The sequence below is a fragment of the Peteryoungia aggregata LMG 23059 genome (assembly GCF_030814435.1).
Taxonomy (GTDB): domain Bacteria; phylum Pseudomonadota; class Alphaproteobacteria; order Rhizobiales; family Rhizobiaceae; genus Allorhizobium; species Allorhizobium aggregatum.
This window is the reverse complement of the sequence record NZ_JAUSUW010000008.1, coordinates 40,704-57,871: the sequence shown is the minus strand read 5'-3', so window position 1 is coordinate 57,871 and position 17,168 is coordinate 40,704. Positions and strand designations below refer to the sequence as shown.

General features: G+C 60.7%; 20 protein-coding genes. 8 read left to right on the top strand and 12 right to left on the bottom strand.

The window, feature by feature from the left end:
- The first annotated feature begins 60 nt into the window (after positions 1-60).
- The 6 genes from J2045_RS14680 (at position 61) to J2045_RS14655 (ending at position 3,495) form a co-directional block, all read left to right on the top strand.
- The gene (locus J2045_RS14680; RefSeq protein WP_307374026.1) at positions 61-1,101 is read left to right on the top strand and encodes a glutamine synthetase beta-grasp domain-containing protein; all 1,041 of its coding nucleotides are present in this window, start codon (positions 61-63) and stop codon (positions 1,099-1,101) included.
- Positions 1,102-1,237: 136 nt separating this feature from the next.
- Positions 1,238-1,531, top strand: coding sequence for a nucleotidyltransferase family protein (locus tag J2045_RS14675; RefSeq protein WP_307374024.1), 294 nt, complete (start codon positions 1,238-1,240; stop codon positions 1,529-1,531).
- A complete protein-coding gene (locus tag J2045_RS14670) occupies positions 1,528-1,893 on the top strand; it encodes a HepT-like ribonuclease domain-containing protein (RefSeq protein ID WP_307374022.1) in 366 nt (121 codons plus the stop codon). The genes J2045_RS14675 and J2045_RS14670 overlap by 4 nt, the downstream gene beginning before the upstream one ends.
- 5 nt (positions 1,894-1,898) lie before the next feature.
- A complete protein-coding gene (locus tag J2045_RS14665; RefSeq protein ID WP_307374304.1) occupies positions 1,899-2,399 on the top strand; it encodes an ureidoglycolate lyase in 501 nt (166 codons plus the stop codon).
- Positions 2,396-2,752, top strand: a complete 357-nt coding sequence (uraH, locus tag J2045_RS14660; protein WP_307374020.1) for a hydroxyisourate hydrolase — start codon at positions 2,396-2,398, stop codon at positions 2,750-2,752. Before J2045_RS14665 ends, uraH begins: the two co-directional genes overlap by 4 nt.
- 2 nt (positions 2,753-2,754) lie before the next feature.
- Positions 2,755-3,495 carry a metallophosphoesterase family protein gene (locus tag J2045_RS14655; protein ID WP_307374017.1) on the top strand — a complete coding sequence of 247 codons (741 nt, stop codon included), beginning with the start codon at positions 2,755-2,757 and terminating at the stop codon, positions 3,493-3,495.
- Between the two features lie 7 nt (positions 3,496-3,502).
- Here the strand turns inward: J2045_RS14655 and J2045_RS14650 are convergent, their stop codons facing one another.
- Both J2045_RS14650 and J2045_RS14645 read right to left on the bottom strand, forming a co-directional pair.
- On the bottom strand, positions 3,503-4,648 hold the full coding sequence (locus J2045_RS14650; RefSeq protein ID WP_307374015.1) for an alpha-hydroxy acid oxidase: 1,146 nt from the start codon (positions 4,646-4,648) through the stop codon (positions 3,503-3,505).
- Between the two features lie 229 nt (positions 4,649-4,877).
- On the bottom strand, positions 4,878-5,852 hold the full coding sequence (locus tag J2045_RS14645) for a quinone oxidoreductase family protein (protein ID WP_307374013.1): 975 nt from the start codon (positions 5,850-5,852) through the stop codon (positions 4,878-4,880).
- Positions 5,853-5,897: 45 nt separating this feature from the next.
- Here J2045_RS14645 and J2045_RS14640 point away from each other — a divergent pair, with 45 nt between their 5' ends.
- A complete protein-coding gene (locus tag J2045_RS14640) occupies positions 5,898-6,827 on the top strand; it encodes a LysR family transcriptional regulator (RefSeq protein WP_307374012.1) in 930 nt (309 codons plus the stop codon).
- Here J2045_RS14640 and J2045_RS14635 read toward each other — a convergent pair whose 3' ends face one another.
- Together J2045_RS14635 and J2045_RS14630 are read right to left on the bottom strand one after the other, a co-directional pair.
- Positions 6,828-7,262: a potassium channel family protein gene (locus tag J2045_RS14635; protein WP_307374010.1), complete on the bottom strand. Its 435-nt coding sequence runs from the start codon at positions 7,260-7,262 to the stop codon at positions 6,828-6,830.
- Positions 7,263-7,290: 28 nt separating this feature from the next.
- On the bottom strand, positions 7,291-7,710 hold the full coding sequence (locus J2045_RS14630; protein ID WP_307374009.1) for a hypothetical protein: 420 nt from the start codon (positions 7,708-7,710) through the stop codon (positions 7,291-7,293).
- 170 nt (positions 7,711-7,880) lie between these two features.
- Between J2045_RS14630 and J2045_RS14625 the strand changes: the two genes are divergently transcribed.
- On the top strand, positions 7,881-8,414 hold the full coding sequence (locus J2045_RS14625) for a tetratricopeptide repeat protein (protein ID WP_307374007.1): 534 nt from the start codon (positions 7,881-7,883) through the stop codon (positions 8,412-8,414).
- Between the two features lie 27 nt (positions 8,415-8,441).
- Here J2045_RS14625 and guaD read toward each other — a convergent pair whose 3' ends face one another.
- The 8 genes from guaD to xdhB all read right to left on the bottom strand — a co-directional run bounded on the left by guaD (position 8,442) and on the right by xdhB (position 17,086).
- A complete protein-coding gene (gene guaD, locus J2045_RS14620; RefSeq protein WP_307374005.1) occupies positions 8,442-9,752 on the bottom strand; it encodes a guanine deaminase in 1,311 nt (436 codons plus the stop codon).
- Complete coding sequence (gene puuD / locus J2045_RS14615) at positions 9,752-10,984, bottom strand: urate hydroxylase PuuD (RefSeq protein ID WP_307374003.1); 1,233 nt, start codon at positions 10,982-10,984, stop codon at positions 9,752-9,754. The genes guaD and puuD overlap by 1 nt, the downstream gene beginning before the upstream one ends.
- Before the next feature lie 152 nt (positions 10,985-11,136).
- Positions 11,137-12,054, bottom strand: a complete 918-nt coding sequence (locus J2045_RS14610; RefSeq protein WP_307374001.1) for a LysR substrate-binding domain-containing protein — start codon at positions 12,052-12,054, stop codon at positions 11,137-11,139.
- 403 nt (positions 12,055-12,457) lie between these two features.
- Entirely contained in the window at positions 12,458-12,766 is a 309-nt protein-coding gene (locus J2045_RS14605; RefSeq protein ID WP_307373999.1) for a type II toxin-antitoxin system RelE/ParE family toxin, read from the bottom strand.
- Positions 12,763-13,023, bottom strand: coding sequence for a CopG family ribbon-helix-helix protein (locus J2045_RS14600; RefSeq protein WP_307373997.1), 261 nt, complete (start codon positions 13,021-13,023; stop codon positions 12,763-12,765). Before J2045_RS14600 ends, J2045_RS14605 begins: the two co-directional genes overlap by 4 nt.
- A 53-nt stretch (positions 13,024-13,076) precedes the next feature.
- Positions 13,077-13,874, bottom strand: coding sequence for a xanthine dehydrogenase accessory protein XdhC (gene xdhC / locus J2045_RS14595; RefSeq protein ID WP_307373995.1), 798 nt, complete (start codon positions 13,872-13,874; stop codon positions 13,077-13,079).
- A gap of 492 nt (positions 13,875-14,366) precedes the next feature.
- Positions 14,367-14,738: an endonuclease domain-containing protein gene (locus J2045_RS14590; protein WP_307373993.1), complete on the bottom strand. Its 372-nt coding sequence runs from the start codon at positions 14,736-14,738 to the stop codon at positions 14,367-14,369.
- 11 nt (positions 14,739-14,749) lie between these two features.
- Positions 14,750-17,086: a xanthine dehydrogenase molybdopterin binding subunit gene (xdhB, locus tag J2045_RS14585; RefSeq protein ID WP_307373991.1), complete on the bottom strand. Its 2,337-nt coding sequence runs from the start codon at positions 17,084-17,086 to the stop codon at positions 14,750-14,752.
- Positions 17,087-17,168: the final 82 nt, after the last annotated feature.

Genomic DNA, 17,168 nt, shown 5'->3' with positions numbered 1-17,168 from the left:
CGAACCGGAGAATCACCCCTCTGTTGCGCATGAATGGCGCGAGACTGAAGAGAGAGCACCATGACCAAGTTTAAGCTCGAGTATATCTGGCTCGATGGCTACAAGCCGGTAGCGAACCTGCGTGGCAAGACGCAGATCAAGGAATTCGACAGCTTCCCGACCCTGGAACAGCTGCCGCTCTGGGGCTTTGACGGCTCCTCCACGATGCAGGCCGAAGGCCACTCGTCGGATTGCGTGCTGAAGCCGGTCGCCATCTATCCCGACCCGGCTCGCACCAACGGCGCTCTCGTCATGTGCGAAGTCATGATGCCCGATGGCGTCACTCCGCATCCGTCCAACAGCCGCGCCACGATCCTTGACGACGAAGGCGCCTGGTTCGGTTTCGAACAGGAATACTTCTTCTACGAGAACGGCCGTCCGCTCGGCTTCCCGGAGCAGGGCTACCCGGCTCCGCAGGGCCCGTACTACACCGGCGTCGGCTACAAGAACGTAGGCTCGATCGCTCGTGAAATCGTCGAAGAGCATCTCGACCTCTGCCTCGAAGCCGGCATCAACCACGAAGGCATCAATGCCGAAGTGGCCAAGGGCCAGTGGGAATTCCAGGTATTCGGCAAGGGCTCCAAGAAGGCCGCCGACCAGATCTGGATCGCCCGCTACCTGCTGCTGCGTCTTTGCGAAACCTACGGCATCGACGTCGAATTCCATTGCAAGCCGCTCGGCGACACCGACTGGAACGGCTCGGGCATGCACTGCAACTTCTCGACCACCTTCATGCGCGAAGTGGGCGGCAAGGAATATTTCGAAGCCCTCATGGCGGCCTTTTCCAAGAACTGGCAGGAGCACATCAACGTTTACGGTCCGGACAACCATCTGCGCCTGACCGGCAAGCACGAGACGGCTCCGTGGAACAAGTTCTCCTACGGCGTTGCCGACCGTGGCGCCTCGATCCGCGTTCCGCACTCCTTCGTCAACAACGGCTACAAGGGTTACCTGGAAGATCGCCGCCCGAACTCTCAGGGCTGCCCCTACCAGATCGCTTCCATCGTCCTGCAGACGATCGCCGAAGTGCCGACGGCTGACTACGCCAAGTCCGCTGCCTGATTTCAGGTTGAGCGACAAAGATTGCAGCGCCGGTGGAAACACCGGCGCTGTTTTCGTTTTAGGGCGCTTCTCGATGTGGTTGAGTATCTTTCGTTTGCGCGGGCTCTGACATATATTGCTGTCAAGGAGACTGGTAATGCGACCGTCAGATGTGCTGGAGCGAAAGAGAGCTGAAATCCGCGAGGTGACAGCACGTCACAACGCGACTAATCCTCGCGTCTTCGGTTCCGTCGCTCGTGGAGAGGACCGCTCAAACAGTGATCTCGATATTCTGGTGGATGCCCTTCCCGGTTCTTCCCTCATGACGCTTGGCGGTCTGCAGTCGGCCCTCGAAGATCTTGCAGAGGGAGTGCCGGTGCATCTCGTGACGACGAGCGAGATACCGCAGAAGCATCGCGGACGTATCCTCGCGGAAGCGCTGCCAATATGAAACGCGAACATCGTATCCGCTCGCTTCTTGAACGGATCCGAAGCGCATCCCTGGATGCCCACGACCTGTTGGGTCCATTAGATCTGAAAGATTTCCGCGCAAATCTTCTCGTTCAGCGCGGCGTCGGCATGAGCCTTTTGATGGCAAGCGAGAGCGTTGTCCAACTCGAAGCGTTTTCGCCGGACTTCGTTGCAGAGCATCCTGAAATCGATTGGGTGACGATCCGTGGCATGCGTAACCGGATGGCGCACGGATATTTCGACATCAATCTCGATTATGTGTACCAGACTGCGAAATATGAGGCGCTTGACTTGGTCAGGGTCGTCGACTCCCTAATCCACATTTATCCCGAGGGAGAATGACCCCTTTGCCCATCGAACTCTCCATCCGTCCCCTGACGGCACAAAGTTTCGCGCCTTTCGGCGAGGTTATCGAAGCCGAACCGTCGACCATGCGGCTGATCAATGTTGGCACCACGGAGCGGTTTCATGCGCTGTTCTCGCCCGAGATCGCGGGCGAGGGCGCACGGGTGATCGTCAATATCTTTCGCGGTCAGCCGCGCGCCTTTCCCTATGAGATCGGCATGATGGAGCGCCATCCCTTCGGCAGCCAGAGTTTCTCGCCGCTGTCGGGCCGGCCGTTCCTTGTTGCCGTTTCGCCCGATGAAGACGGCAAGCCGGGTGAGCCGCAGGTGTTTCTCGCTGCCCCGCATCAGGGCGTGAACTATCGGCGCAACACCTGGCATCATCCCTTGATGGCGATCGGTGCGGTGAGTGATTTCCTGGTTGTGGATCGTGACGGACCCGGCAACAATCTCGAGGAATTCTTCTTCGATACCCCCTTCATGATTCGGGAGCCAAGCCTATGACCGGCCTCACCACCCATGTGCTCGACACTGCCTTTGGCAAGCCCGCCCAAGGACTTCGCATCCAGCTGATGCGGATGAATGGCGAGGAAGCAGAGCTGATCAAGACCGTCTTCACCAATGACGACGGGCGGGTCGACGGCGGGCCGATCCTGATCGGCGACGAGTTTCAGGTCGGGCAATACGAACTGCTCTTCCATGCCGGAGACTATCTGAAGGCCAAGGGGTTTGCACTGACCGAGCCGCCTTTCCTCGACGTGATCCCGATCCGCTTCGGCATTTCCGATACCACGGCGCATTATCACGTGCCGCTGTTGCTCTCGCCCTTTGGCTATTCGACCTATCGGGGCAGTTGAGCATGCGTTTTGCCGCCATCGCCGACATCCATGGCAACCATCTGGCGCTTGAGGCGGTGCTCGCCGATGTCAGGGCGCAGGGGATCGAGCAGATCGTCAATCTCGGCGACAGCTTTTCTGGGCCGCTTGAGGCGGGCCTGACGGCGGATCTCCTGATGCCGCTCAATGCGCTGACCGTGCGCGGCAATCACGACCGGGCTCTGATCGATCGGCCCTTCGAGGCGATGGGCGACTGGGAGAAGCCGAGCTATCCGCAGTTATCGGCGGCCCATCTCGACTGGATCCGTGGCCTTCCGGAAGCGGCGCGCATCGGCGACGAGGTCTTCCTCTGCCACGCGACGCCTCAGGACGACAATACCTACTGGACCGAGACGCTGTCGGCAGACGGGATCTTTCATCTGAAGCCGCTTGCCGAGATCGAGGCTTTGGCGGAGGGCATCGACACACCCCTCATCCTCTGTGGTCACAGCCATATCCCGCGCGCCGTGCAGCTTTCGGACGGACGCCTGATCGTCAATCCCGGCAGTGTCGGCTGCCCAGGCTTCGATTACGACGTGCCTGTCTATCACAAGGCCCAGGCGGGCACGCCGTTTGCGAGCTACGCAATCCTGGAAAAGACAGTCCGTGGCTGGCAGCCGAGCTTTCGGCAGGTGCGCTACGACAATCATGCCATGGCAGAGCTTGCGCGCCGCCATGGCATGATGGATTGGGTCAGTGCGCTGTCGAGCGGCTGGATCGCCTGAGGCAAGCTCAGAACGGGCTTTCCGCAATGATCGTCTTGTCGATGTCGGCGAGCTGGCGCTTGCCGCAGAGCGCCATGGTCACGTCCATCTCCTTGGCGATGATCTCCAGCGCCTTGGTCACGCCATCCTTGCCCATGGCGCCGAGGCCATAGAGGAAGGGACGGCCGATATAGGTGCCCTTGGCACCGAGCGCCACGGCCTTCAGCACGTCCTGGCCGGAGCGGATGCCACCATCCATATGGATCTCGATCTTGTGGCCGACTGCCTCGACGATTTTCGGCAGCATGGATATCGAGGAATGCGCGCCGTCGAGCTGGCGTCCGCCGTGGTTGGAGACGACGATGGCATCAGCCCCGGTTTTCGCCGCCATCCGGGCATCTTCGACGTCGAGGATGCCCTTGATGATCAGCTTGCCACCCCATTGCTTCCTGATCCACTCGACATCCTTCCAGGAGAGTTTTGGATCGAACTGCTCTGCCGTCCAGGAATGCAGCGAGGAAAGATCGGTGACGTTCTTGGCGTGGCCGTGGATGTTGCGGAAGGTGCGGCGGTTGGTCTGCAGCATGTTCCAGCACCAGCGCGGACGGATCGCCATCTGGTAGAGATGTTTCGGCGTCAGCTTCGGCGGGGCGGCGAGGCTGTTGCGGATATCCTTGTGGCGCTGGCCGAGCAGCTGGAGGTCGGCGGTCAAGACGAGGGCCGAGCATTTGGCCGCCTTGGCGCGCTCGATCAGGTTCACGACGAAATCGCGGTCGCGCATGACATAGAGCTGGAACCAGAAGGGGCGGGTGGTGACCGAGGCGACATCCTCGATCGAGCAGATACTCATGGTCGAGAGCGTGAAGGGCACGCCGAATTCTTCGGCAGCCTTGGCTGCGAGCATCTCGCCATCGGCATGCTGCATGCCTGTGAGGCCGGTCGGCGCCAGCGCCACGGGCATCTTCACCTTCTCGCCGACCATTGTGGTTTCGAGTGTGCGGTCGCTCATGTCGACAAGCACGCGCTGGCGCAGCTTGATCCTGGCAAAGTCGCTCTCGTTCGCCCGGTAGGTGCTCTCGGTATAGGAGCCGCTATCGGCATAATCGAAGAAGAGTTTCGGCACGCGCTTGCGTGCCAGTTTTTTCAGGTCGGCGATTTCGAGGATCGGTGCCATGCTCTGCTTCTCCGGAAAGGTTCTTAGAACCGCCATATCATGGCATCAGGGCGGGTGTGAACACGCGCAGCGCTCAACAGGTAAAATAATTTTACCTGTTGAGCGGAATCAAAAATGTTCTCCGGATTGAAGGGGCAGACACGCATGCTGGCGGCAATCAGATAGGCGGTGGACCAGCATCAAACCGCGAGACAGTTGACGGCGCCTCCACGAACGTTGAGCGCGTGTTCTAAACTGTGAGTATCGAGCAGCCGGTGGTTTCACCCCGTTCCATCGCTGCGTGAGCGTTTGCAACTTCATCGAAGGCAAATGTCTGCTGGGGAGCGGTGACCAAGCCCGCTGCCATGAGTTCCAGGACGATGTCAGCAGCTCTTCGATAGCGTTTCAGATCCGAGATATAGTGGATGACGCTCGGCCGGCAAAATGCAACTGCGCGGGGGGCTCCGATCTCGCGGATCAATGTCTGTGGCAGTGAACCCGTGATCTGACCAATATTCACGGCCATGCCAAATGGGCGAATGCAATCAAGTGTCCTAAGCGTGTTTTCGCCGCCCAATCCCTCGTAGGCAACATCAACGCCACGACCGTCTGTCAGGTCACGAATCTCTCGGCTCCATGCTATGCCGCGACCGACCAAAACATGATCTGCTCCGAGTGTTTTGACCCGCTTGGCCTTTTCTGGTGAACTGACGGCACCAATGACCTTTGCGCCAAAGTGTTTCGCCCACCGGACGAGCGTCGAGCCGAGCCCGCCTGCCGCAGCCGGGACGAAAATCGTCGTCCCTTCCCCGACGGGATAGACTTCTTTTAACAGCATGTAGGTGGTGAGGCCCTTGAACAGCGAGGCTGCGGCATCATTGGTTGACAGGTCTGGTGGCAGCAGCAAAGTGCGTTCGGCCGAGATCGTCCGGGCCGTTGTGTAGGCGCCACCCGGACCGAATGCATAGGCAACACGATCGCCGGGTTTCAATCCGATCACCGTCTCGCCGATCGCCTCGACAATGCCTGCGGCTTCCACCCCTAGAGTGGCTGGAAGGTTGGCGAGGGGGTAAAGGCCTGATCTGAAATAGATGTCGACATAGTTTAACCCGACTGCCTGTTGGCGAATGAGCACTTCTCCTGCCGAGGGCGCCGAGATCTCGTGCGTGTCTATGTCAAATACTTCTGGCCCGCCTGTTTCACGAAGTCTGATTGTCTTTTCCACGAATGTCTCCCGTCATGCTCTCATCAGATGGCTCTGGACAACAGGATGGCACGGCTTATTCTGTGCAAAAATTCGTCATTTCGACACATTGGATGTGAAAAAATTCACAATATGGACTGGGAAAACCTCCGCATTTTTGCGCTTCTGGCGCGTCATCAGACACTGTCGGCGGCTGGTCGTGCTGCAGGCGTCGAACATGCAACGATTGGTCGGCGGATCGTGGCGCTGGAAGCCGATCTGGGTTTGAAGTTGCTGGATCGCCGAGGTCGCAGGGTCCAGATGACGCCTCAGGGGGAGCGAATTGCGTTGATCGCGCAGCGTATGGAGGAGGAGGCACTTACCGTCCTGCGCACTGCTGCCGGTGCGCAGGAAGCCCTTGCGGGCGAGGTGACCATCAGCGCACCGCCTGCCTATGCACAGGCCGTTTTGTTTCCAAAGCTGATGAGACTTAGGCGCGATCATCCCAAACTCAATCTGATCGTCCTGGGTGACAAACGGGAGGCCTCCCTGGCGCGTCGTGAGGCCGATATTGCCATCCGCATGACGAGACCCGTTGCTGGCGATCTTTTGATTAGCAAGATTGATGAGGTGGGCTTCAGTTTCGTTGCTGCTGAGTCCTATCTTGATGGTTTACCCAAGGAAGACTGGCAGTTCGTCTCTTACGACCGGGAGATGGACGCGGCACCGCAGACCCGGTTGTTGCGGCAGTTTGCGGCAGGGCGATTGATCGCATTTCAGGCGTCGTCACTGGAAATGCAGCTTGAAGCCGTGCTGGCAGGGGCTGGTATTGCCATATTGCCTGACTTCCTAACGCGAGACAGAGAGAAATTGGTGCGCGTGCCCACGAATTTACCGTTGCTGACGCGTGAGGTTTGGCTTGTGGTTCACCCCGATATGAGTCGGGTTCCGGCGATCCGGGCCGCTATGCATGCGTTGTCAGCTCGTGGCCCGAATCAAGATGAGGTCGTCGGATGATCAAAAATGTTCTCCGGATTTGAACGGGCCGACGCGCATGCCGGCGGCAATCAGATAGGCGGTGGACCAGCCGATCAGCAGGAAGCCGTTGACGCCTTCGAGGGCGGCAAACATGCGCCATTCGGGATGGGGCACGACGTCCCCATAGCCGACGGTGGAGAAGGTAATGGTCGAGAAATAGAGCGCGGTCTCGAAATCATCGACCACGCCGATCAGGCTATAGGCGGCGGCCCAGAGCCAGACTTCCGCGGTCAGCACGGCAAAGACGCCGATGACGACGGTGTTCATCGCCAGCATGCGGCTGCGGTGGCCATGCAGGCGAATGTGGTCGGTGACCCAGCTCATAACATGGGTCACGCCCATCAGGCCGAAGGTGTGGATGACCACCGTCAGCGAGATCATCAGTGTGCCGAGGGCGAGGTTGGTGGCCAGCATGATGCATCCTCCTCCGGATGACTGTCGTTCAGCGAAGGTCCTTGCGGATCATGAATTTCAGGCCCGACCAGATGTCGGTGATGGCGCAGACTTTCACGTCGACCAGGCCTGTTGGCAGGAGGACGGTGCGGAGCACGTCCTCGGTGATTGAGGTCGGGACCTTTGAGGCCTTTTTCGGCCAGGAGATCCACAGCATGCCTGATGGTTTCAGCAGGGATTTCAGGTGTAACGCGTGGTCTTCGAGGCGGGCGCGTTCCGTTTCGAAGACATGGATATAGTCGAGCTCCCTGCAATCAGCCTCGGCAATGTTTCCGATGCAGTGCACCAAGGGCAGATCGTCGACAAGATGGGTGAGATCGTCGGGCAGATTGACGAAGAGGGCGTCAAGCTCCGGCTTCAATCCGAGCTTTTTCGGAAGAGGGGTGCCGGAATAGCCGCTGTCACTCATGATGGTCCAAATCTTTCCCGAGGTTTGCAGCATCGGCATCGTTCAGCGCCGCATGGGGGCGACGCGAATTGGAGCATCGTCGGGTTCGGGCCGGTGTGTCAATGCGCGCTTTGTCATCGGTTTTTTGCGGAGCGGCCATAGGCTCATGACGGCTGGAGGAGAGGATTGTGATGTTGAGGCTGCCACGGAATTGCGTTCTGACCGTCATTTTGCTCGTCTGGTGCCTTGCCATGGCTGCAAGACCATCAAACGCGGTTATTCTCGAAGCCGACGCGGTGCCGACATGCCCTCCGGGCGAAGTGTTCGACAGCGGCGCGGGGCAGTGCGCCACGGATATGGCGCGCGTGAGCGATGCCGATCTGATGGCCAATGCCAAACGCAGGATTGACGAGGAGCGCTTCGCAGAGGCGCGGGCGCTGCTCGACGCCGTCAGCCACAAGAACTCCGCCCGCTATTTCAACTATCGCGGCTTCGTCACCCGCAAGCTCGGCGATCCCGAGGGTTCGCTGGTTTTCTATCGGCGCGCGCTGGTCCTTGATCCCCATTATGCCGAGGCACGGGAATATCTTGGCGAGGCCTATCTGATGCTCGGGCGGATCGCGGAGGCCGAGGAAGAACTCGCGCAGATCGCGCGCATCTGCGGTGTGCAATGCGAGCCCTATCAGGAACTGAGCGAAGCCCTGGCAGAGGCGAAAGGCCGATAAGGGCCTGTCGCCAGTGCCGGATGCGCTTCAGTTTGCAGGCTTCGAAGCCTTGCCGGCGACATAGGTTTCCACCACGGCGCGGTCGTCGCCCATCGTCTGCAGCAGGAAGAGTTCTTCCGAAAGCGAGGTCACCGTTTCCATGCGAAGCCGCATGGCCGGGGTCGCTGCCGCATTGAGCACGACGATATCGGCATCGGTGCCTTCGTTCAGCGTGCCGATGCGGTCTGCCAGATCGAGCGCGACCGCATTGCCGAGCGTCATGTGGTAGAAGCTTTCGAGCGGGTTCATCCGCTCGCCGAGCAGCTGCTGGATCTTGTAGGCCTCGTCCATGGTCTTCAGCATGGAATAGCTGGAGCCGCCGCCGATATCGGTGGCGACTGCGACGGTGACCGGCTTTTCCCGACGCTGAATGGCCTTCAGCGGAAAGAGGCCGGAGCCGAGAAAGAGGTTTGATGTCGGGCAGTGGACAGCGACAGCACCGCTCTCCGCCATGGCATCCGCCTCGCGATCCGACAGATGGATCGCATGGCCGAAGAGGGCCTTTTTCCGCAGCAGGCCGTAGCGGGCATAGATGTCGGTATAATCAGTGGCATCCGGATAGAGCTCGCAGGTGTAGCGGATCTCGTCGTGGTTCTCAGACAGATGCGTCTGGATATGCAGATCCGGGAATTCTTCCGCCAGCTTCTGCGTCATCGCCATCTGCTCAGGGGTGGACGTGATGGCAAAGCGCGGGGTGATGGCGACGTGGTTGCGGCCCTTGCCATGCCATTGCTCGATGACGGCGCGGGTCTCGTCGTAACCCAGCTGTGGCGTGTCGAGCAGACCCTGCGGCGCATTGCGGTCCATCATCACCTTGCCGCCGATCATCAGCGTACCGCGCTTCAGGCTCTCGGCAAAGAAGGCATCGGCGGAGGCCTTGTGCACCGAGCAATAGGCAACCGCCGTGGTCGTGCCCTGGCGCAGGAATTCGTCGAAGAACTGCGTGGCGATCCGCTCGGCATGCGCGCTTTCGACGAAGCGGCATTCCTCGGGGAAGGTATAGGTGTTGAGCCATTCGAGCAGATTGGCGGCATAGGAGGCAATCACCTGCATCTGCGGAAAATGCACGTGGCAATCGATCAGGCCAGGCAGGATCAGGTGCGGGCGGTGGTCGATCTCGGTTGTATCGGCGCCGGCCTTCGGCTTCACATCCGCGTAGGCGCCGACGGCCGCAATCCTGCCGTCGCGGACCAGCAGCGCGCCGTCCTCTTCGTAGAGATAACTCTCTCTGTCGCCGGCATGCTCGGGTGCACGGTTGAAAGAGAGGAGGCGGCCGCGGATCAGGGTCTCAGTTGTCATCATTTGCCTTCGACCGTCGTCTCGTACCAGGCGACGAGCAGCTTGCGCTCTTCAGGCGAGAGATCGGTGATGTTTCCGGGCGGCATGGCATGGCTGCGGCCGGCCTGGAGATAGATTTCACGGGCATGGGCGGCGATCTCGCCGTCCGTTTCCAGCTTCACGTTCTTCGGTGCCCGCGCAATGCCTTCCCAGACGGGCTCGGCGGCGTGGCACATCGAACAGCGGCCCTGTACGACATCGCGCACGGCTTCGAAATGGCCGTTTGCAACAAAGGTCTGTTCACGCTGAGACAGGCTCGCTTGCTCTTCCTCGCCGGTCAGCACCTTCGGCACGGTCGACAGCCACATGATGACGATGAAGAGGAGCACCGTGACCAGCCAGGTCCAGGTCGGCTTGCCCTTGCGGGCATGCGTCGTGTTGAACCAGTGGCGGATGGTGACGCCCATCAGGAAGACCAGGGCTGCGATGATCCAGTTGAACTCCGTGGCAAAGGCCAGCGGATAGTGGTTCGACAGCATGAAGAAGATGACGGGCAGCGTCAGGTAGTTGTTGTGCAGCGAGCGCTGCTTGGCGATCACGCCGTATTTCGGATCGGGCGTGCGCCCCGCGATCAGGTCGGCAACGACGATCTTCTGGTTCGGGATGATGATGAAGAAGACATTGGCCGACATGATGGTGGCGGTAAACGCCCCCAGATGCAGGAAGGCGGCGCGGCCGGTGAAGATCTGCGTATAGCCCCAGGCCATGGCGATCAGCACCAGGTAGAGGAAGACCATCAGGCCCCAGGTGTTCTTGCCGAGCGGCGACTTGCACAGGAGATCATAGAGGATCCAGCCGACAGCCAGCGACGCCAGCGAGAGACAGATGGCCTGCCATGGCTCGATGTCTAGAACCGTGCGATCAATCAGGAAGAGATCGGCGCCGCCGTAATAGACGACGGCCAGAAGGGCGAACCCTGAGAGCCAGGTGGCATAGCTCTCCCATTTGAACCAGGTCAGATGCTCCGGCATCGAGGCGGGCGCGACCAGATATTTCTGGATATGATAGAAGCCGCCGCCATGCACCTGCCATTCCTCGCCATAGGCGCCGACGGGAAGCCCCGGGCGCTTCACAAGGCCGAGATCCAGCGCGATGAAATAGAAGGACGAGCCGATCCAGGCGATCGCGGTGATGACATGCAGCCAGCGGACGGCAAAGTTCAGCCATTCCCAGGCGATTGCGTATTCATACATTCCAGAATTCCTTCACATTCCCCGACCAGTCACATTGCGAAAATTTTGCCATGAAGGAAAGGGGGAGAGTGCGCTGCAACAGGGACTACTCCCATACTTTATCTCTATCTCAACGAGGACATGTTGTGCTGCTTCCATGCGCCGGACATGGCCTATTGATCGCTTGATCCCGTAGGTGCGATCCAGGTTGGCAGCGCTTCTTTCATCCATTGGCGGAAGGCCTGCACCTTGGCCGATTTGCGACGGCTTTTCGGATAGACAAGCCAATAACTCAGGTCGTCCTTCTTGAAGATGTTGACGGGCATGAACAGTCGGCCGGCCTCCAGTTCCTCGCGGTGAAGAAACGGGCTCAACAGCGCCACGCCGTGACCGGCAATCGCGGCACTGCCTTCCAGATCCAGTGCGCCGTCGGCGTCGATCGTGATCGTGCCGGGCAGAGGTGTGTCGATGCCGTTCGACTGAAACCAGATTCCCCACCATTTGCTGCTGCCGCCGATCAGCGGCAGTTTCAGAAGATCCGCCGGGGTCGCTACGCCGCCGATTGTCTCGGCCAGCTTCGGGCTCAGCATGGGGGCATAGTGCAGCCGGAACAGTTCGTGCGCCTCCACGTCCGCCGGTGGCCGCTCGCCCCGCCAGATGACGACATCGGCATTGTCAGCTTGGAAATTCACCGGCTTCTCGACGCGGAGAATGCGCACGGCCAGACCAGGATGCTGAAGCTGGAAGGCGCCGATATGGCGGGCCAACCAATGGCTGGCAAAGGTCGGCGTCGAGCGGATCTCAAGAATGCCGTCCGCCTGCTGCCTGGCGTCCGCCACAGCATCCGCCATCATGCCGAGCGCTTCCGCCACCTTCGGATGCAGCCGCTCTCCCGTCTCCGTCAGGCCGATCTGGCGCGGGCGGCGCCAGAACAGCGGCTCGCCGATATGCTCCTCCAGCAGCTTGATCTGATAGCTGACGGCCGTCTGGGTCATGCCGAGCTCTTCACCGGCGCGGGTGAAACTCATGAGCCGCCCGACCGCCTCAAAGACGCGAAGGGCATTCAGCGGCAATTGGCGCGACAGTTTCATGGATGAGTTCTCTTTATCCATGCGGAGCGTAATTGAATTGGATCGCGCCGGCAACCGCAGGCATAGTCGCAGCATCGAACAAGAACGAAATCACGTAGCGTGGAGGCTCAGATGGTATCCGCGATCGGACGACTTATGCCCGGTTTTGAGGGCATTCTACAGCGACTTCGTAAGTCAGTTACACCGGGGCAAGGTGCCCGCCGGCTTAATGTCGACGACCTTCCGGACGACCTTTGCCGGGACGTCGGGCTGGAGATGGCGGAGAATCGGTGGCGTGCGAGAGAGCGGTTCGAGCGACGGTTGCTTGATCTCAGTCGTGGCGGTCCGCTCTAGAAAAATCCAATGGTTGTCGATGCTTCGCAGGGGCCTTTGCGAGATCGATTCACGCTTCTCAGGCGGCAAATCAATCGGGCCATGTCCCGGCCTGCCAGTCGCGCGCCGTGTGAATGACGCGGAGGATCACGAGGGTTTCAGCGGCCTTCTGCATCCTGATCGTATATGCCATGACATAGGGGAGCCCGGCGACGGATTTTTCCCACGTACCTAACACCCGCCCCGGTCGGCCGGATGGAGTTTGAGCCAGTCGCTCCGCACAGAGACGGAGCTGCCTAGCAATTTGTCGGGCGGCTTTTGGATTGTCTTTCGAGATAAAGGCAATTTGGGATTTCAAGTAATCCAGGGCTTGGCGCGACCACTGGATGCGAAGGCTCACAGGCGGGCCGCCTCTGCAGCCTCGATCACGGCATCGAGTTCGGACATGGCGTCCTCATGATCGACAAGATCGCCCTTTTCGAGATCGACCAGTCCCTGGCGTATTGCTTCAATTGTCCTGAATTCGCGTTCCACATAGAGGGTGAGTGCCGCGTTGGCGACTTCGCCACGACTGCGTTGCGTCGCTTCGGCAAGCTCAGAAAGCTTGGCTTCTATGTCCTGGTTCAGTTCGATCGTCAGACTGGATCGTGCGGCCATGATGTCCTCATCCTTGCCGTCAGAGCATAGCCGTTTTTCTCTTCGGTGGCCACTCAGTCTGCTTTCAGCAGAACGCCCAACAGTTCCGCTGCAACAAGGGCTGCAATCACCGCCGGGCGTTTGTCCTTCACCGATCCGCCGCCGATCGGCAGCGTCAGCCGCTCCATGGAGGCTCGACCCGGGCCTTCGCGGTCGAGGAAGGAGGCGAAGGTGGCGCGCTTGGTCTTCGAGCCGATCATGCCGACATAGGCGAGGTCGGTGCGGGAGAGCGCTTGCCTGCCGATCAGGAAATCCAATGCATGATCATGGGTGAGGATGACGACAGCGGCACCCGGCTTGAGCTTCGTCACCTCCGCCTCGGGCATGGCGACCCTGCGGAAGGTGATGCCAGCGGGCACGTCGCCGTCGATTTCGGGACGCGAGTCGATCAGCGTGACATTCAGCGGAAGCGGCGCCAGCGCCTGGGCGAGCGCTAGCCCGACATGGCCGGCGCCGAAGACCATGACTTCGGGAAAGGCTGCGCGTTCATCGGCCAGTCGCTGCAGGAGGGCGGTCTTGGTCGTGTCATCGAGCCTCGTGAACTGCAACAGCGTGCGCCCGCCGCAGCACTGGCCGATCTCGGGCCCGAGCGGCACATCGAGCGTGGGCTCCAGCGTCTCCCCCGACATCAGCCTGCGCGCATGGCCGATCGCCATGAATTCCAGATGCCCGCCGCCGATCGTGCCCCAGAGGGTGGTTGCCGACACCAGCATCATCGTGCCGGTGTCCCGCGGGGTGGAGCCCCTGGTCTCTGCGACTTCGACGAGGACGGAATTCGGGTGGGCTTTGAGGAAGGCGGGGAGGGTGGTCATGCTGCAGCTTGCTCCGCCTCGTTTAGGCGTGGGTTACCCCCCTCTGCCCTGCCGGGCATCTCCCCCTCAGGGGGGGAGATCGGATGCGGCAGACGTGCAGACCTACTTAGACCTCCCTGCGGGTGGTTGCCGTAGAGTAGGTCCGGACGCAAATGAATGCGTTCAAAGGGCAGGGCGGTTGCCGGCAATCTCCCCCCTTGAGGGGGAGATGTCACGGAGTGACAGAGGGGGGTAATTCCAGGTGACACGGTCGTCCGATGTCTGAGGTTGGCACTTGAGGTGCCCCCCTCTGGCCTGCCGGCCATCTCCCCCTCAGGGGGGGAGATCGCATTGGGCCGACGTCCCGGCCTCCTCAGGCTTCCCGGTGAGGAACGACCGCAAAGTTGGGCAGGACGCGAATGCAAGCCTCCAGAGGGCAGGGCGCTTGCTGGCAATCTCCCCCCTTGAGGGGGAGATGTCACGGAGTGACAGAGGGGGGTAAATGAGAATGCATTACTCAAAGCGTCGCACTCCGATCACCCGCAGGATGTGGGTGCAGACATCGTCGAGATGCTCAAGCACATCCTCGTTTGTAAAGCGAAGGGCGGTCCATCCCAGATGGGCGAGCATCTGATCTCGAACTTGATCGCGCTCGATCCTCTGATCGAATGTGTGGCTCGGGCCATCGATTTCGACCACCAGCTTGTGCTCAGGGCAGGCGAAGTCAACGATGTAGCCGGCGATCGGCACCTGCCGTCGAAAGCCCAATCCCATCAGGCGATGGGCTCTCACCGTATTCCAGAAGCGCAATTCAGCCGCCGTCAGCGCTTTGCGCATCCGCCGAGCGTTCCTGCGATGGCCTTCCGGAACGGCGTGGTGCGTCATGGCTCCATCCATCACGCCCGCTTCAACCTCTCCACCGCCATCAGCACCCGTTCCGGCGTGGCCGGCGCATCAAGCCTCGGGCAAACACGGTAATCCGCGACCGAAGCGACCGCCATGGACAGTGCCTCCAGCACCGAGTTTGCCAGCATGAAGGGTGGTTCGCCGACGGCCTTGGAGCGGCCGATGGTGGGTTCGGTGTTTTCCGACCAGGGCACCAGCCGCGTGTTGAAGATCTTCGGCCGGTCGGAGGCGAGCGGGATCTTGTAGGTGGAGGGGGCGTGGGTGCGCAGGCGGCCCTTGCCGTCCCACCAGAGTTCCTCCGTCGTCAGCCAGCCCATGCCCTGGACGAAGCCGCCTTCGATCTGGCCGATATCGATGGCCGGGTTCAGCGACTTGCCGACATCGTGGAGAATGTCGGTCCGGTCCATCAGATACTCGCCGGTCAGCGTGTCGATCGAGACTTCCGAGCAGGCGGCGCCGTAGGCGTAGTAGTAGAAGGGCGTACCGCGTCCGGCAGCGCGGTCCCAGTGGATCTTCGGCGTCTTGTAGAAACCGGCCGCCGAAAGCTGCACGCGACCGAAATAGGCCTGTTTGACGAACTCGCCGAAGGAGAAGATCTGCTCGCCAACGCGCACCCGGTTGGGAAGGAATTCGACTTCCGAGACCGGAACCGCATACTTCTCGGCGGCGAAGGCGATCAGCCGTTCCTTGATCTGCCGGGCGGCATCCCATGCGGCCATGCCGTTCAGGTCCGAGCCGGACGAGGCGGCGGTGGCCGAACTGTTCGGCACCTTGCCGGTCGTCGTCGCCGTGATCTTCACCGTGTCGACATCGACCTGGAAACAATCGGCGACGACCTGGGCGACTTTCGTGTAAAGGCCCTGGCCCATTTCGGTGCCGCCATGGTTCAGATGGATGGAGCCGTCCTGATAGATATGGATGAGCGCGCCTGCCTGGTTGAAGGCGGTCATGGTGAAGGAAATGCCGAATTTGACCGGGGTCAGCGCGATGCCCTTCTTGATCACCGGGCTTGTGCGGTTGAAATCGATGATCGCCTGGCGGCGCGCCTGGTAGTCGCAGGAGGTTTCGAGTTCCTCGACGACCTTCAGGATGATGTTGTCTTCCACCAGCTGGTGGTAGGGGGTCACATCGCGCCCCGAGCCCTTCTCGCCATAGAAATTGGCCTTGCGGATCTCCAGCGGGTCCTTGCCCAGCGCATAGGCGATTTCCTCGATCACCCGCTCTGCTCCGAGCATGCCCTGCGGGCCGCCGAAACCACGATAGGCGGTGTTGGAGACGGTGTGGGTTTTGAGCGGCTGCGAGGTCAGCTTCACATGCGGATAGAAATAGCTGGAATCGGCATGGAAGAGGGCGCGGTCGGTGACCGGGCCGGAGAGATCCGAGGAATAACCGCAGCGCGCGGCGAAGTTCGCTTCAATGGCATGGATCTTTCCGTCGTCATCGAAGGCAACGTCGAAGTCCATCTTGAAGTCGTGGCGCTTGCCGGTGACGCCCATGTCCTCGTCGCGGTCGGGGCGGAATTTCACGGCCCGCTTCAGCTTCTTGGCGGCGAGTGCGGCAAGTGCTGCAAACTGGTTGCCTTGCGTTTCCTTGCCGCCGAAACCGCCGCCCATGCGCCGCGTGTTGACGGTCACGGCGTTGGAGGGGATGTCGAGCACATGGCCGACGATATGCTGGATTTCGGAAGGGTGCTGGGTCGAGGACCAGACGATGACATCGTCGTCCTCGCCGGGAATGGCGAGCGCGATATGGCTTTCGAGGTAGAAATGCTCCTGGCCGCCGATGCGCATCGCGCTTTTGATGCGGTGGGCCGCCTTGTCCAGTTCGGTTTCCGGCGTGCCGCGCTTCAGCGTCATGCCTGGTGTGACGAGGGGCGCGCCATTCTCCAGCGCGCCGTCGATATCGGTCCAGAAGGGCAGGTCGCGATACTCGACCTTGGCGAGACGGGCTGCCTTGCGGGCCGCATCGCGGGTTTCGGCGATGACGGCGAAGATGGTCTGGCCGTGGAATTCGACCCTGTCGGTCGCAAGCAGCGGCTCGTCGTGGCGACCGCCGGAGGAGACGTCGTTGACGCCGGTGATATCGGCGGCAGTCAGGACATCGACCACGTCGGGATAGGTCTTCACCGCCGAAAGATCGATCGACAGGATCTCCGCATGAGCACGATCCGCCATGCCGAGCGCGCCATGCAACAGGCCTGCGGGTTCGGGAATATCGTCGATATATTCGGCACTTCCGGCGACATGTTTGTGCGCTGAATCATGCCGCAGCGACTGGTGCATCGGCCCCTTGATGTATTTCGTCGTCTCGTAGGTCGCCTTATCCATGAAGGCCTCCGTCTCTAAATGTAGCGCGCGAGGTACCCCCCTCTGCCCTGTCGGGCATCTCCCCCACAAGGGGGGAGAGTGG